The 17,076-nt window shown below is 39.4% G+C and carries 11 protein-coding genes; 2 read left to right on the top strand and 9 right to left on the bottom strand.

All coding sequences use genetic code 11. From position 1 onward, the window contains the following. Positions 1 to 70 precede the first annotated feature (70 nt). The 6 genes from ACX9YW_RS14180 to ACX9YW_RS14155 all read right to left on the bottom strand — a co-directional run bounded on the left by ACX9YW_RS14180 (position 71) and on the right by ACX9YW_RS14155 (position 8,844). The gene (locus ACX9YW_RS14180; RefSeq protein WP_460347455.1) at positions 71 to 1,618 is read right to left on the bottom strand and encodes an ABC transporter substrate-binding protein; all 1,548 of its coding nucleotides are present in this window, start codon (positions 1,616 to 1,618) and stop codon (positions 71 to 73) included. Beyond that, positions 1,615 to 2,850 carry a M20 metallopeptidase family protein gene (locus ACX9YW_RS14175; RefSeq protein WP_460347453.1) on the bottom strand — a complete coding sequence of 412 codons (1,236 nt, stop codon included), beginning with the start codon at positions 2,848 to 2,850 and terminating at the stop codon, positions 1,615 to 1,617. The genes ACX9YW_RS14180 and ACX9YW_RS14175 overlap by 4 nt, the downstream gene beginning before the upstream one ends. Beyond that, positions 2,847 to 4,226, bottom strand: a complete 1,380-nt coding sequence (locus ACX9YW_RS14170) for a M20/M25/M40 family metallo-hydrolase (protein ID WP_460347451.1) — start codon at positions 4,224 to 4,226, stop codon at positions 2,847 to 2,849. The genes ACX9YW_RS14175 and ACX9YW_RS14170 overlap by 4 nt, the downstream gene beginning before the upstream one ends. Positions 4,227 to 4,621: 395 nt before the next feature. Then, positions 4,622 to 5,539: an ABC transporter permease gene (locus tag ACX9YW_RS14165; RefSeq protein WP_460347449.1), complete on the bottom strand. Its 918-nt coding sequence runs from the start codon at positions 5,537 to 5,539 to the stop codon at positions 4,622 to 4,624. Positions 5,540 to 5,722: 183 nt separating this feature from the next. Beyond that, a complete protein-coding gene (locus ACX9YW_RS14160) occupies positions 5,723 to 7,393 on the bottom strand; it encodes a hypothetical protein (protein ID WP_460347447.1) in 1,671 nt (556 codons plus the stop codon). Between the two features lie 146 nt (positions 7,394 to 7,539). Next, a complete protein-coding gene (locus ACX9YW_RS14155) occupies positions 7,540 to 8,844 on the bottom strand; it encodes a serine hydrolase domain-containing protein (RefSeq protein ID WP_460347445.1) in 1,305 nt (434 codons plus the stop codon). Between the two features lie 152 nt (positions 8,845 to 8,996). Here ACX9YW_RS14155 and pdxR point away from each other — a divergent pair, with 152 nt between their 5' ends. Both pdxR and ACX9YW_RS14145 read left to right on the top strand, forming a co-directional pair. Continuing rightward, the gene (gene pdxR, locus ACX9YW_RS14150) at positions 8,997 to 10,406 is read left to right on the top strand and encodes a MocR-like pyridoxine biosynthesis transcription factor PdxR (protein WP_460347443.1); all 1,410 of its coding nucleotides are present in this window, start codon (positions 8,997 to 8,999) and stop codon (positions 10,404 to 10,406) included. 116 nt (positions 10,407 to 10,522) lie between these two features. Next, positions 10,523 to 11,068: a GNAT family N-acetyltransferase gene (locus ACX9YW_RS14145; protein ID WP_460347441.1), complete on the top strand. Its 546-nt coding sequence runs from the start codon at positions 10,523 to 10,525 to the stop codon at positions 11,066 to 11,068. A 110-nt stretch (positions 11,069 to 11,178) separates the two neighbouring features. On the opposite strand, the gene ACX9YW_RS14140 is transcribed toward ACX9YW_RS14145, so the two are convergent. From ACX9YW_RS14140 to ACX9YW_RS14130, 3 genes are all read right to left on the bottom strand, one after another. Then, entirely contained in the window at positions 11,179 to 14,343 is a 3,165-nt protein-coding gene (locus ACX9YW_RS14140) for an ATP-binding cassette domain-containing protein (protein WP_460347439.1), read from the bottom strand. Positions 14,344 to 14,532: 189 nt separating this feature from the next. Further along, entirely contained in the window at positions 14,533 to 15,630 is a 1,098-nt protein-coding gene (locus ACX9YW_RS14135; protein WP_460347437.1) for a hypothetical protein, read from the bottom strand. A gap of 12 nt (positions 15,631 to 15,642) precedes the next feature. Next, positions 15,643 to 17,076 carry an MBOAT family O-acyltransferase gene (locus ACX9YW_RS14130; protein ID WP_460347435.1) on the bottom strand — a complete coding sequence of 478 codons (1,434 nt, stop codon included), beginning with the start codon at positions 17,074 to 17,076 and terminating at the stop codon, positions 15,643 to 15,645.

Below are 17,076 nucleotides of genomic sequence, written 5' to 3'. Positions count from 1 at the left end.
TACAGGTGCTTAAAACAACATTATTCCTTAACACAACCTTAAACAAAAAAGGGGGATGTCCCCCCTTCTTTTATTTCAACGTAATTTCATCTACATAGAACATTTCATCTAGGCGTGGGCTGAAGTTGATTCGATCATTCACTCCATAGATAGAACCAACTTGGTATAGGTAGATTTGCGGGCGATCTTCAGCAATCAATTCCTGTGCTTTTTGATACTGCTCTACCCGTTCTTCTAGATTCATATTGGATTCAGCTGCCACTAACAACGCTTCTGTTTCAGGATTGTCGTAATCTGTTTCTCCCTTTGCTGTCTCAAATTTTAGACGGTCAAGAGCTAACGAAGCATCGAACATGGAATTTCCATAAGCAATGTAGAATAAATCGCCAAATGACTTTTCAGAATACTTCGATACGAATGAACTCCATTCCAAAAGTTCAAGCTCTACGGTAATTCCGACTTCAGCTAGCATCGCAACCATTAATTCCGCTGATTCTTTATCCTTTAAATATCTGCCATTCGGAGAAGACATTTTTAAGGTTAAGCCATCTGAATAGCCTGCTTCGGCAATTAACTCGCGGGCACGTTCCTGGTCATAAAGCGATACACCATATAAGCTTTCATTCGCACCTGTGTTTCCTGGTGTGACACGGGTTCTCGTTACCGTTCCTGCGCCACCTAATAAGGAATCAACAATCGCTTGTTTATCAATTGCTAAATCAATCGCTTCACGAATACGCGGATCAGCCGTTGGACCTTCCCCTTTTGTACGCGCAACTAGCATTAAAACCCGTTGAGAATCCCCTTTAATAACTGAAACACCTTCCGTGTTGTTGATACGATCAATATCCGTTGGCGGGATATTAACCGCCACATCTACTCCACCTGTTAACAATTCAGATACACGGGTTGAATCCTCAGGAATGCTGCGGAAAACAACTTCTTCCCATTTCGGTTCATCACCGAAGTAGTTTTCATTTTTAACAAGGACAACACGATCATCTTTCTTCCACTCTTTAAACTTATATGGACCTGACCCAATTGGATTCTCTAAGAAAACGTCCCAGCCTTCGGTTTCGATATATTTTTTTGGTAGAATACTAGAGCCAAGACGAGATAAACGGTTTAAAAAGGCTGGCTCTGGATTATAAGTGACAATATCAAACTCCAAATCACTTTTTACAACTACTTCTTTAATTTGTTTATAGCTTCCGTGTTCAAGAAGGCTATCATCCTTTGCAACACGTTCTAACGTAAATTTCACATCTTCTGCTGTCAGTGAATCTCCATTATGGAAGGTGACTCCTTCCTTTAATTTAAACGACCAAGTTAAGTCATCGACATTTTCAAAGCTCTCTGCTAAATCTCCAACGATTCCGTCTGGAGTATTTCTTACTAAATAATTGAACATGTTCACATGAATCGCTTCAGAACTCGTTGTATTATGGTCATGAATATCGAAAGTAACCATATCTGTACCATTGGCAATCACTAATGTTTTCGAATCACTTTTCTCAACTGGTTCTCCCGCTGTTTGGGAGGATTTGCCGCTTTTACCACTACATGCGGATAATACTAATGCTAAAATGATGATTACACTCATCCACGTCTTTTTCATTTCCCTTCGCCCTCTTCTTTATATAAAATTTTTTGGACTAACACACTGAACACGGTCATCCCATATTGCATGGCTTGTTCATCTACATTAAATTTAGGATGATGATTACCATAAGCTGTCTCTTCACTAGATTTCGTGCCCAACCGGAAAAATACCGATGGCACAAGCTCGGAGAAATAAGCAAAATCTTCTCCACCCATCGATGGGTTTACCCACTTAAATGAGTCTTTTCCGAATAAATCCACAATCAACTCACTAATGACCGCCCTCGACGTTTCATCCATTTTTATCGATGGAGTTACTCTTTGATAGTCCAGACGGGCTTTTCCACCGTATGCTTCTGCAATTTTCGTGGCGATTTTTTCCATCGATAACGGCACTTGATCACGAACACTTGGGTCTAATGTACGAACCGTCCCATTCATCGTTACCGTGTTTGGGAGGATGGTCCCTTTAGTCCCGCCATGAATTTGGCCGACACTGAGAACAACTGGCTTTAGCGGATCCACTTGCCGACTGGCAATCTGTTGAAGGGCGACAAGAATTTGCGCCGAAATCATCACTGCATCTACAGCCAAATGGGGGTGAGCAGCATGTCCACCTTTTCCTTCGACCACTAGTTCGAAAATGTCAACCGCCCCACAGCTATATTCTGCATCCGTTAAGGAAAATTCCCCGACGTTTAATGTAGGGGCGACATGCAAGCCCGCCATAAAATCAACTTTCGGATTTTCGAGTACCCCATCATCAATCATTGCTTTCGCACCTTGGCCAATTTCTTCAGCTGGCTGAAAAATCAGCTTTAAAGTCCCTTTTTCTAAACCAATTTCACTAAAAACTTTGGCAACGCCTAATAGATTGGCAGTATGGACATCGTGACCACAGGTATGGGCAATCCCATCATTCATGCTTTTATACGATGTAGAAATTTCATCAGGCATTGGTAAGGCGTCCATATCGGCACGAAGACCAATCACTTTGCCGGGTTGTTTTCCTTTTAAAATTCCTACAACTCCTGTACCTCCTACATGCTCCTGGACCTCATAGCCCCACTGGCGCAGGTAGTTGGCAACAATAGATGAGGTTCGTTTCTCTTCAAATGCCAATTCCGGATGTTGGCGAAAATCGCGACGAATCGATACCATTTCCTCGAAATTTCTAGTAATCGCTTCAGAAATAGCCGGGTATTTCGCTTTCACATTGGCAAAGGTATCAAATTGAGTAACTCTCATTCTTCATTTCCCCCTTTGCTTTCTAATTTCTGAGCAAACCGTTCGATTACATCGGTGACTAGTTCGATATGTTCATAGAAGTCTTCTAATCTAATATTTTCATTTGGTGCATGATTATTGGAGGCGAAGTGACCAACCCCGAAAGAAACAGATGGAATACCGTATCGCTGGCATAAATCGTACATAGGACCCGTTCCAGGTGTATTCGGGACGATATTAGGCGGTAGTTCGGTGTTTTCGGTAATGGTTTCAATAACCGCTTGTGCTAGTAGTTCATTAGGATGCGTTCTTGCCGCAAATTCCGACGACATATGTTTAATTTCAATATCCTGAAACCCTTGATCATCAAGATGTTTCCGTAAATGTTGTAGAATTTTATGTGGGTCTTGGCCGGGCACTAACCGGAAATCTAGTTTTGCAAAGGCTTTGCTAGGCAGAACCGTTTTTGAGCCTTCCCCTGTATAACCTGAGCTAATTCCACAAATATTGCAGGTTGGTTCAAATAAATGTTTTCTTTTTAACTCCATGCCTGTTACGTTATTCACAAATTTTGAGATTCCTAGATACTCTTTATTTGCTCTTTCGTCATATCGATAATGAGCAAGTGCTTTCATCTCTTCTTCCGTCGGTTCTATCACATCATCATAGAAATGTGGAATGAGAACTCTGTCCTGTTGGTCCTTTAAGGTGGATAATGCCCAAATGAGCCGCCAGGTTGGACTTTCAATAATGGTAGCATTAGCAGAGTGTAGGTCAGTGTTCGCACCGTCAACGGACAGTTCGACATACAGCATGCCCTTTACACCTAGACTTACTTGGAGGCGGTCATCCGCATCGCGATAACCAAATTCCCATACATTTCCGTCAGATTGGATTTTTTCAGCGTGCTCTTCGGCAAACGATGCCAAATTAAGACTCCCGATTTCTTCCTCTCCTTCAAAAATAAACTTGATGTTGATTGGCAGTTCCGGATTCACTCTTTTCATAGCATGGATCGCCGCTACGCGGGCAATCAAATTTCCTTTATTATCAGCAACTCCCCGGGCAAATAGCTTTCCATTGATGACAGTTGGTTCAAAAGGAGGTGTCTCCCAAAGCTCAATAGGGTCTTCTGGCTGAACATCATAATGATTGTAAAAACTAATGGTATAAGGCGACTGAGCCTTAAGATGTGAATAAGCAACCGGATAGCCACCTGTTGGAATAAACTCAATTTCTTCCCCAATATAGGTATCGAAAAGTCGTTGCAAATACGCTTGACTCTCGACCATTCCTCGATTTTGGGCAGCAACACTCGGTATCGCACAGAAGTCCATCAACCATTGCTTATAGAGCTCTCGATTTTCCTTGATTACTTCTTTAATCGACGTACTCAAACCGCTCACATCCTCCTTTTTCGGAAAATTTCCGAAATAAATTTTCTTTATCATAACGGATGATATCGGATGAGTCAATATAATTATTTTACAATTTAAAATATTTTGTTTGTCAGAAAAATGGGTATTTCCGCCTATTTATATGGATTTAAATGGATTGTCTCAGTTTGCGGAATTTGTGAAGTGGGTATTGGATTTATTGAAAAGGCTTCTATTAGCAGAAATGAATCCGCTTTCAATTTTAGGATATTTTCCGATAATAATAGGTGCTTTCAAGGAGGAAAAGTGGGACATTTCACCTATAGAGATTGACATTATGTAATTTTTACCATAAAAAAAAGAAGGCATTATGCCCTCCATTTTGATTTCTAGATAGCTGATAGACTGTTTCCTAATTACTCCAACATAATTCGCGGATCGACAATGCCGTACATAATATCTGCAAACATATTTCCGATAATGGTAAAGAAGGAAAACATCAGCGTTAAGTTGATTAATATGGCAAAGTCCCCTACCTCAATCGCACGGATAAAAAGTTGACCAATCCCGGGATAAGTAAAAACCGTTTCAACAATGATGGCTCCATTGACGATATTGACAAAATCAAATCCAATAAACGTGATAAGCGGAATCATTGAGTTGCGGAGAATATGCTTATTGTAAATATTTTTTTCAGAGGTTCCTTTAGCACGGGCTGTTCGAACGTAATCCTTTCGACTGTTTTCGATAATGCCATCGCGTAAAAATTGCGTATAAGTTGCTGTACTCACAATTCCAAGTACCGTTGCAGGTAAAACAAGATGATGCAGTTTATCTATCCAATAGGCAAGAGTCCCTTCAGGAACGGTGATATCAACCGAACCGTTTGAAGGAAACCAACCTAACTCAAAGGAAAAGAGGAAAATCGAATACACTGATACAATAATCAGTGGTACCGAAAGTCCCGTATAATTTAAGCCCGCTATCAAATGGTCACCTACGGTATTCGGCCTACGCCCAGCATATCTGCCCATAAAATACGAAAGGATATAGGAAATTAGTAGAGAAGCAACCCCTAGCACGAGCGTATTCTGCAATTTTTGCTTAATGATATATGTGGTATCGGCACGATAATAATAGGAATAACCGAAGTCACCACTTAAGAAATCAGTGATCCAATCAAAATAAAGCTTTGAAACGATGATGATATCAAAATCCTTCCCCATTCCATGGAAAGGCATCATATAGGCCAGGAAAAAAATCGTCACAGAGGTAAAAAACAGGAGTGGGATGGTCCCCAAAGTTCTTCTAAGAATATATTTTAAAATAAGCATAGTCTAGCAATTCCCCTAACTTCAGAAATGAAAATTCTCATCCGAATTTTACCATTTATTGATTGATTCGACTACTTTTGGGTGGGTGAGATAGGCAAACGCTTGATGACACATGTGCCACCATACTCACATCCGGTGCTGTCATAAAAAAAGTGCCAGGCACCATGCCTAACACTTTAACCTCTACTCGATTTTTGGTGGTTCTTTTAAATGATCGGTCAAGCCTTGGATAAGTCCGATGAACTGTTTTTCCTCGATATGCTTCTTTTTTATCGTGAATGCCAATTGATTTTTCCGTGAATAAACATCGATCTTTCTTTTAGAGAACTTTAGACTTTCAATTTCATGTAATAAGATTTCTTCTGTTTTTTGATTGGTTTTATAGCTAAGCGTATGGCCTTCGATTTTAACTAACACATGTTTTCTTTCAATTAATTTCATTATGGTCATCACGATGGCAGTGATGGTGAGCGGAAACAGAATGAATAAATTTTTCGGTGATGCAAGGGCGCCAAGCCACTGAATGATGACGATGGCACAAAACCCTTGTAAATAAGCGGAAAATCTAGGTTTCTGTTCCATATAAACGATATTTTCGCTCATTTCATTTCTTCTTTCTCTTTTTTCCATAAATTGTTGGATATGTTCCTCAACGGAACAATCTTCTAACCGTTTAAAGTCGGTATAAGTACCTTCCCACATATAAACGTTATCATCACCGGCTTCTAGACTGTAGGCTCCGACCCAACCGATAAACGGGTCGTCATGATTGTCGGAAAATGACACCAAATAGAAACGAATAGGTTGACCGTAGTAATTTTCGGTTTCAATCTTTTCCACCATTCGAATGTCTGCCGGAAAATCCTCATAATCCGTTTCGGATAATAAATGATGGAATAGATGACTTTTAGCAAAATGGTGCTGCTTATTTTCCTTAATCGGATAAAGCGACTGTTTGTTGATATCGATTAATTCATAGAAAAGCATTTCCGAAGTTTCAATGTTTTGTGCACACTCTAGTAAAATCGCCTCATCTACAGGAATATCCTGAAGTAGCGCAACCCTAACCGCTTTTACCTGTAGAATTGGGTCTTTGAAAGCCAGTGCCTCTTGAATAAAGCTTTTTGTTGTATCGTTTGAGTAATATTCCATTAATGATAGGTAGAGACTTAGCATTTCCCGTAGTTGAAGATAGTTGTCCCGCCATGACATATAGACCGATCTCGCGGAGTAAGTGCCAAGATACTCCTGAATCTTTTCCCGTTCAAGCTTATAGTCATGGATAAGTGTTTCCGTAATGAGTTCCGTATCAAAAGTGTTCAAATAGCCTTTTTGCAAACAAAAAAGAAGGGCATGGTAGAAACGGTTTCGATAAGTATCTGTCAATAGTTCCTTTGAATTTCTTGTTAATATTTCGGCCAGCCATAATGGTCGATCGTATAAACCACTTACCGGAAAGACCGATTTTCCGGTTTTGAGTTCATCTTCATAAATCTTTAAAATAGCCTGACGACAATGTTCCTCGTCAAATTCACATAAATAGTTGAGGACAATGTTTTTTCCAGCCTGGCTAAAGTTGGGATAATATTTAATCATTGACTTCGTGATACTAACATCTTTATATTCAGATACAAATTCAAGCAGATAGTAACTAGGCTGATCCCAATGGTCAACAGGTTCATCAAACGAATGTGCTGCCGTTTTTACTACGTCATTTAAGAGATATAATGATAGCTCTTTACCAGGATGATTTGTCTGGTCTAATCGATACAGTTTCTGAATCGCTCGAAACCGTTTCTCCGGGTTCTTACTTTTTATGTCACCGAGAATACTTCGTAATTTTAATTCACTCATTTCAGTTGCCTCGTTTCTCTTCTTTCATTAATTTCATCATAATGGATAGAGTTTTTAAAATCATCTAATACAATTTCAACATTTCCCATCCTTATCCTTCAAAATGAAAGAAGAAAATCAGTATAAAACATGGAGGCTGCTTCTTGTTAATGAGTTTTATGAGCGGTGCGTGTTTTACCGTTAAAATCTAAATACACAACCCGTTCGATGTCTCCTGATGGTGAATAGTGAAAAATGAGCTGCTCATGCACCATTTCAGTGATAAACGTAGTTTGATAAGAATCGTGACGGATTGGTATTAGTTTAAATTTATATAACACCCCGTACATTTTGGGAACGGTTAAATAGAGTTCACTGTTTTTCAGCGATACTTCTAAAATCGTCTCTCTAGCATTTTCAAGAACATACTTACCAGCGATTCGTTCCTGTTTCGTAAAGACGATTTCTTTCATCGGAAGAGGTAATGTGACTTCTTCATCCAACATCACCTTAGCCATTTCCTTAGATAAATCGGTTACCGGCGTAACGCTCATATTGCTAAGAAAAATAATCGTCAATCTTTCATCAACAAATCGGAAAAATTGGCTATAAAACCCACTAATATCACCATAATGGTGGATACATTTTCTACCTAACACATCGGAAACCATCCATCCACACGCATAAGAATCGAGATAGGGGGTCAGCATGAGTTTACCTAGCTCTTTGTTAAGAAGCGACGATGATTGTATCGCTTGATCCCAAATAAATAAATCTCCTGTTGTCGAGTATAAACCATAGCCACCAAGAGGAAACGATAAGTCTGCGTATTCTGCGTGAATCGGTTCTTCCCAGAATGAGTAACCTGATGCTAAATTTTTCACTAACTTTCTTCCATCATCGCAGCCTGTATGCTCCATCCCTAGAGGTCGACATATTTTTTCTTGGATGTAGTCGCCATATGACATCCCTGAGACTTTTTCAATAACCGCCGTTAGTAGTGCGTATCCGGAGGAAGAATATTCAAATTGACTTCCCGGTTCAAATTCCAATTCATGATGTTGAAATGAACCAATCAGTTGCTCTAAATTCATGGGAAGTCTCATCGTTTTAAACCAGAAGTCCGGAAAACTGGTGTAATTAGGAATACCTGATGTACAGGTTAAACAATGGTAGATGGTGATTTTTTCACCTGTTGGGTAAGTGGGAAGGTACTTAGCTATATAATCATTGATATCGAGTTTTCCGTTTTCATGTAATTGAAATATCGCAAGGGCTGTAAAAGCCTTTGTAAGCGAACCAATGCGAAATTTCGTCGTGGATTGATTCGGTACAGCATGCTCAAAATTGGCCATTCCGAATCCTTTGTTTAATAGAATATCTCCCTTAGAAGCAACTAAAATCGAACCGTTTACGTACCCATTTTTCTCGTAGCGGTTGATCCATCTCGCAATCTTATTCTCTATTGTCATACGATCTCCCCCCAGTGATTGATTGGTATAGAAACTGAAAACTTTTTACAAAATAAACCATCATTCTATATAATAAAATGGACAGATGATAAAAATTTCAAAGGACAGCCGATTTTTTTTATAAAAATCATCACAATTAGAGGGATGTTACTATGTTTACATTAGATTTAAGCTCACCGCATTATTTACAAATCTACGAGAATATAAAAAAGGAAATTATCCATGGGACGCTTAAGAAAAATGATCGCCTTCCCTCGATAAGAGAATTAGCGACACTCCTAAACATTAGTACCACTCCCGTCGAATTAGCCTATCAGCTACTACAGGCAGAAGGGTTTATTGAGAGTCTACCACGCAAAGGTTATTATGTGCAGGATTTACCCGATGACTATGTGCAGCTAGGCATCCAGCCAAATGGACGGGAATCGATCCCAAACCGGTACCCCACCAGGGATTTAATGAACTACCCCTTTGATTTTCATATTTCTAAAATCGATTCTTCCCATTTTCCATATAAACCTTGGAGAAAACTAATGAATGAAGTGTTACTCGAAGGGTGCTCCGAGCTGGATTATGGTAATCCACAAGGGGATGAGGGCCTCCGCAACGAATTGGTAGGCTATTTACACCAATTTCGTAGAGTTCAATGTTCACCAGAGCAAATCATTATCGCTGGAGATCAATCATATTTGATGTTTCTTTTATCAATGATGCTTCAAGAGGAAGGCTTTACCCAACTTGCTGTAGAAGATCCAGGTTACTCTTTGATTCCTTCGACCTTTAAACGGCTTGGATACTCGATTTCTCCAACAGATTTGGATTCGGAAGGAATCAATATAGAACACGTCTATCAGAGCGGCAGCAAACTAGTTGCAGTGACGCCTTCCTATCAATTTCCGACAGGTAAAAAATTATCGATTGGTAGAAGGCGAGATTTGCTGGACTGGGCTCGAAAGGTGGATGGTTATATCATTGAGGATGATTATGACGGCGAGTTTCACTATTACGACGAACCACTCCCTTCCCTACAAGGTCTGGATCAGCGTGACTGTGTCATTTATTTAGGCGGGTTTTCACAAGTATTGGCACCTGGGATATCGATTCATTATATGGTGTTACCTGTATCGCTTTTGGAGACCTATCATCGATTGCGGATTGAATTAATGCTGGAACACTCAGCCTCCCGAATGAATCAAAAAACCCTACAATTGTTTATTGAACGCGGCTACTTAGCGAAGCATATTCGAAAACTGCGAAAGGTCTATAAAGAAAAGCATGATACCCTCATCCAGTCATTAAAGCGGCATTTTGGCAGCAAGATCTCCATTTTAGGAAAGAATTCAGGTTTTCATATCCTTGTCAGCGTTCATGATCCTAGACCGGTTAATGAATTAATTAACTTAGCAAAAGAGCAAAGTATTCGAATCATTAATGGTGATGTCTTTCGGCGAACGGTTCCTTCCGATACATCCCCTAAGATTATGATCGGTTTTGCCGGAATCCCGGTTGATCGAATCGATAAAGGCATTGAGGCCCTTTCCCAGGCTTGGTTTCATTCATAAAGGGAAAGGGTCATTTTTATTTGTTCTGTCACTTAAAATTTATCGGTTCTGTCCATTTGATTCGGCTAAAAAGCTACTTATAGTAGGGAAAGAAAGTAGTTGGAGGTAATTTTGACATGCATTTACAAGAACGATTTCTCGAATCAGACCGAGTTTTTTTAAGACCCTATCATTCTGATGATCTCGATTTTTGCTACAAGAGTCTGTATATATTTCAAACTAGGCAATTAACAGGATTGAAAAAGGTTTATTCCAAAGAATTTATGGGTGAATATTTATCAAAAATTAGCAAGGACGACAGTCGAGTCTTTCTACTCATTGGCGACCAAGCCACCAATGAATTAATCGGCGATGTTGAGCTCAACGGGATTGATTTTTTAAACCAGACGGCTTCGATTAGAATTCAGATATTAAACGAGCGATATTGGTCGAAAGGATACGGAACGGAAGCGATGAGTTTATTATTGGACTATGGTTTTGGAGTGTATAATCTCCACCGTATTGAGCTTGAGGTATATTCCTATAACCAAAGGGCCATTCACGCCTATCAAAAATTAGGCTTTAAACAAGAAGGAATCAAACGTGAAAGTATTTTTTACAACTATGAATTTCACGATACCATTATAATGGGGCTACTGAAGAACGAGTTTAATAGAAATTAACAAGGTATGCGGTGCCGTTAAGCGGTGCCTGTCACCAATTTCCTAATCTTTACCATTTTAGAGGTAGACAAGTTTCGCGTTTGCTCTTGTCTACCTCTGCTTTTTTAGTGTTATTGATTCAGGTGTTGATATACCGCCATCATGTCTTTTTTGTTTAGTTCGCGGATGCGATTGAAGATTGGAATTTCTGCAACTGCCGCATTGATTTCTCCCACCTCAATCACATCTCTAACTTTTCCGGTTAGCCATGTTTGTACATCGATCCCTTCGACGATTTCTTTGCGACCTTCCTCGTTGATGCCGCTAGCCTCACAACTTACGCATGGAATCGTTAATTTATATACGCCATCATGAAGATTGTCCTCGGAAATGACTTTCTTCCCCTTACAGAATGGACAAGGGTGACTTGCTTTCAATTTATTAATTAGTGTCACGATTTTCTTATAGCCGAACGCCTCATAAACGTATGTTAGCTTTTTAAACTTTCCATTAGTGAAGTACTTATCAATAATAGCTTCTCTCGTTTCGGTAATATCGGCAAAATCACAGATTGTGACTAGATTTTTACGACTAATGCTTTCGATATTGCCTTTAATATTCTCCCAGAATGGTAAAGCATTTTGTAAAACGACTTCGTAGCCAACGAAGCTTGCTAGTTCAATTTCTAGCATTTTCAGTGCGACTTGTTTCTCTCGTGGAAGGAGGGATACATCTTCTGTGAGCACCATGTCACCGCCAACAATAGCTTTTAGTTTTTCCAGAACCGGTAGATTCCCAACTGTTGCCATTACTCCATCAATTGCTTGCCCAATCATTTCGCGAATATCAGTATCACCAAAGCGTAGCTTTTTATGATGATTTAGGACAGTTCCTTGGCAAATCGGACAAGTAATCGTCTTTTTAGATTCCTTCATTTTCTCTTTAATGAGCGATTTTGAAATAAACATATATCGCCCGATGAGGATATTAAAACCTTCCCAAGTTCTCTGAGTTTTGCCCTCTTTATCGTAAAATGACTTTTCCCAGTAGCCGTATAAAAAAGTATGTCGCTCCACTTCCGTCATCTCATTATAGCTTTTACTAATATCCTGACCGAGTTCATTCTTGATCTCATCAAACAGGAATTGCAATTTAGGATATTGATAATATTTCAAAACCTCCATCACATCTGGATGTAATAAGCCATCCCAGAATGGCACGGTTTTGTCTTGAATGACGACATCGATATCAAATTTTTCAACCACTCGACGTCCGGAACAGTAGGGACAATGGTTATCTTGATGATAGAAATCGAAGCTTCTCGTATCTTTATTGGTCGGATGGGCTGCAACAATATGGTTAATCAGTCCACCCATTTCATAGAGAAAGCTATACTGACTATACAAATGCCTTTCAAGGTCAATCGCAATGACAGGGGCGATTGTATCCGATTCGTATTCACCGTAAATCAGCCTTGCCATGGATGATAAGCTTTTTAGAATACCCCCCTTATAGATATTTTCCGCCCTTTTAAAATAGGTTAAATGGTTTTCTTTTAGATAATTGATGCCATTTTTAGACCTGAGGGTGGAAGAAACATGAACGGGTGCGGCTGGCATTTCCTTATTCTTTTCATAAAAATATTCATCATGACTAACGACCTCAAGATGCCTTACTGGTTCGAGCTTTCTTTTACCAAAATCAACGATAAAGTCTGAAGCTTCAAGCATATAGCCATTATGCTCAATCATAAAAATAGAGACCGATTCGTCCTGAAGAATGTCGCGAACGCTATCAATGAATTGGTTTAAAATATTTTGCGAAAGTCCTTTAGACGGCTCGTCAAATATAAATAGTGTATGCGGGTTTCGTGTGTTAGCAAACAGCTCGGAAACTAAATGAACGCATTGAAATTCACCTGTTGATAAGCTTTGGGTCTTTCGTTCTAGAGTCAAATAACCAAGTCCAAGTTTGATTAATAAACTTAGGCGCTTATGGGCGATGTCTTCGGTTGGAAGTTCATCAATAATGTCTTCGATGGAGCGCCCGAAAATATCCTCAATCTCATCACTGTATTTGGTAAGTTTCTTTTTGATATCAAGAAAGGTTGCGACGGTTGACCGGCTCGTAATTGATTGGTTACGGTCCTGGCCAACCATGACGAGCTTGTCCTTTGGATACGCTTGAGCAAAATCCTTCGCGATACACTCATTAACTAAGGTGGATTTCCCACAGCCAGACTCACCGGTAAACGTGACCAATCGATTCTTAGGAATTTGGATTTCATCCATTTGAATATTACGACAGTGCAAATCTTGGAATAAATAGTGATCAGTTGGTGTCTCTTGGTTTCTTTCGTGTATGAGCGGTTTTGGCCGAGGCGATTCTTCGACAATTTTTCCGCCGTACTTCCCACTTCCTGGGCCAAAAAACACCTTCTCATCCGTTGCATCGAGTACTGTGTCCGAATGATCAATCAGCCATATTTGATTTTTATAGCCTAATTGTTTGATTTGCTCTAAAATTTTCAACAGTGTTTCGTGGTCAAGACCGACGGAAATTTCATCGATTATGATAACGCTATCCTCACTGGCTGCCATAAATTCTGCCAAGTAAAGCCGTGTTAATTCTCCACCTGAAAGCGTGCCCATTATCCGGTTTAAGGTTAAATAGCCAATGTTCATGTTGATGATGTTGTGGAGTATGTGTTGTTTGGTGTCACTGATATGTAAAACATCTGCTAATGAAAGAATCGTTTCAATGCTTAACCCGTTAATATCAGAAATGGAATGCGGTTGATTAAATAGATCGATTGTATATTTCTCCACTTCTTGATTGTATCGCCGTCCCTGACACTTTGGACATTCGATATTTTTGCTCGTACCGCGTCCTTTACAAGCAGAACACCAGCCTAATTCATTATTAAAGGAAAATGTCTCAGGCGACAGATGAAATTTTTCAGCAAGAGTGGTTCGAATCTCTTTGAATACGCCAGTATGGGTGCCAATCGTAGAACGCGGATTGGATGAAATCGATGACTTTCCAAGAAACAGAACTAAAGGCATCTCCTCCATTTTGATAGCGCTGAAATTCGTTTCCATTATATTTGAAAATAAATACTGATACTCGGCCTTCGGCAAGAGTGACACAAGACGCTTTTTCGACTCTTCACCAATCGCTTGGCAAAATGTGGTTTTACCCGACCCTGACAGGCCAGCAATACCTAACGATTGATCCTCTGGAAGAGCAGCATCCAATCGGTTAAGATTATTGGCAATTAATTGATTAATCTTCATTTGAACATCCTTTCCTTACAATTCATTTTGACTATAGAGCATCTGTAACTTTTTATATATCATATCAAATATTCCCATCTTGACGTAAAAAATTTGGTGCCTGTCACCAATCTCCTATTATTTTCCACCCCTTTCCACCATACACCCCCTATACAAAAAAGGCGGCCAATTTTGGCTGCCATTAGGTTTTTATAGTTGGTATTTTTCGATTAGCTGTTTATGGTGGCGCAGTTGTTCGGGTGTGAAGTTTTCTACGAGTTCGATGTAGTGGTTAATTAGGTACTCGTATTTGGCTAGGTTTCGGATTGGTACATTTTCACTCATGTAGTCGATCATCCAGCGGTTGATGTGGTTATAATAATGAACACCATCACCCATATAGTTATCGATATTAAAGGTGATTTGCTTAATGACTTGGAAATCATAGAGCTGGGCATTGGGATATTGACTTAATCGTTTATATGCCTCTCTTTTAAACTTTGCCCGTTCCTTAAGATAGTCAGGATGTCGTTCATAATAGATATACTGATTGTAAACCGAATAGGGTGCAAAGAAAAACGTAAATGTTGTATCTGGATTGTTTTTTACCAATGAAATCACGTTTTCATCAAAGGAGCGTAACATTGTGTCGGCCGTTTCATAGTCAGGTAGTGTTGCCCGCTTTTCTACCTTTGCAATCGCATTGTTAATTCGATCGAAATCTTCCTTTGGGAACCCTTTACCAAACTTGTAAAGGGTTTCGATATTCCGTTTGTTGCGTAGATTTTTTTCATTGGCATAAAGATTTTTCATCATAATCTCGAACGTATAGGAGTTAAATAAATAGCGAAAATCGTTCAGTTTCGATTGGTCGTACATGTATTTGGGGAAATCACTTCCCCCTTTAGTTACCCAATCAGGATCACCCGAAAACGAGTAAAAATTCAACTCCCAGAAGACTCGGTCGATTCTCTCCTGGCTTCGTAATGCTAGATCAGCCACCATCGACTGCTCCTTTGCCGTTGAAGCTGGTAGTGACGCATTAAATGACTTCGTTGCAAGCTTTTCATCAACATAACTTTCTTCAAAATTACGTCCCATCGAGGTGCCAGTAAAAAGCGTATGATAGTTCTGTGTTTTTATCAGCCCAGGCATTTGGTATCTTTCCGTAGCGATATATTGCGGTTCATACAGCTTTGATTCTCGATATAAAAACAACGGGTCAATCATGTAAAAAAGTGCTGAGACTAATAGGATGAGCGATGAGCTAAAAACTCCTACCACTATGAGAAATTTTTTCGCAGACATAACTTCCCCTCCTTAAAAATTGAAATATAGAAATTCGCTGACACGATTTAAATAAATGAGGGATAGCACTACCGCAACGCTAATAATAGCGGCATTTTTCAGCGAAAAAGTAAAGTGATTGAGCTTTTGAATCGAGTTTTTCATCCATACCGATATTCCTAAGAAAACAGCGATTAATAGGACCAATTTTAAATCAAAGAAATGGGTGGCCGTTTGTATTGATAGACCAAGCTCAGATACGACGCCGGCCAATCTCGGCGGAAGCTGCATGTTAGCAAAATTAAACATTTTTCCTAACATCATGCTCGCTGTTGAGAAGTCAGGGGAGCGGAAAAACACCCAAGCAACGTGGACAAATAGGAACGTTACAAACCATGCGAGCCATTTCGGCAGTTTAATGCCAAGCTGACTCCAGGCTCGATAGACGATGCTCGCCAACCCATGCAGTGTTCCCCAAATAACGAAGGTCCAGCCAGCCCCATGCCAGAAACCACTTATGAAAAAAATCAAAAAAACATTTAGATAGGTTCTAAATTTTCCTCCGCGACTTCCCCCAAGTGGAATATAAACATACTGCGTAAAGAAGCGTCCTAAGGTGATATGCCATCTTCGCCAAAAGTCCTGTATGTTTAATGATTTATATGGTGAGTTAAAATTGATTGGCAGTGTAATATTGAAAAACAGCGCAATCCCAATCGCCATGTCACAGTACCCACTAAAATCAAAATACAGTTGGAAGGTATAGGACATTGTCGTAATCCAACTGTCAATCAGCGTTAAATTAGCTAAATTGCTATAGCCATCATTTGCCCAAATCGCAAATGTATCGGCAATGATGACTTTTTTAAATAAGCCGATCGCAAATATATAAAAACCCTTTGAGACATTACTAGGATTCATGCGAAGCTTAGATGATTGGTCAAATTGACTCATCATTTCTGAATGGTGGACAATCGGACCAGCAATCAACTGCGGGAAAAATGTAATGAATAACGTGTAATTTAAAAAATTATACCCCTTCGTCTCGCCGCGATATGTATCGACTAAATAAGCAATTTGCTGGAAGGTAAAAAAGCTAATGGCTAATGGTAATGCTAGGTGAAGCAGTGAAAAATCAGATTGAAATACTGTATTCACATTCGTAATAAAGAAATCCGCATACTTATAGTAGCCTAGTAGTGCGATATTAAAAATGATTCCTAACACGAGGATCGGTTTCTTTCGTTTCGTACTTCGATTTATCATTTTACCAATTAGAAAGTTAACAACAATCGATCCAATCATAATTGGCAAATAAGCAATTTTCCAATAACTATAAAAATATAGGGAAGCCGCTACCAAAAATCCTTTAGCAATCGTTTTGTTATTTAACTTCAATAACCCAAAATAGCTCAAAAAGACAATTGGAAAAAATAGAAGAATAAAAACATATGAATTAAATAACAA

It is taken from the genome of Pseudoneobacillus rhizolycopersici (genome assembly GCF_054786815.1).
This window is presented reverse-complemented; position numbering and strand designations above follow the sequence as displayed.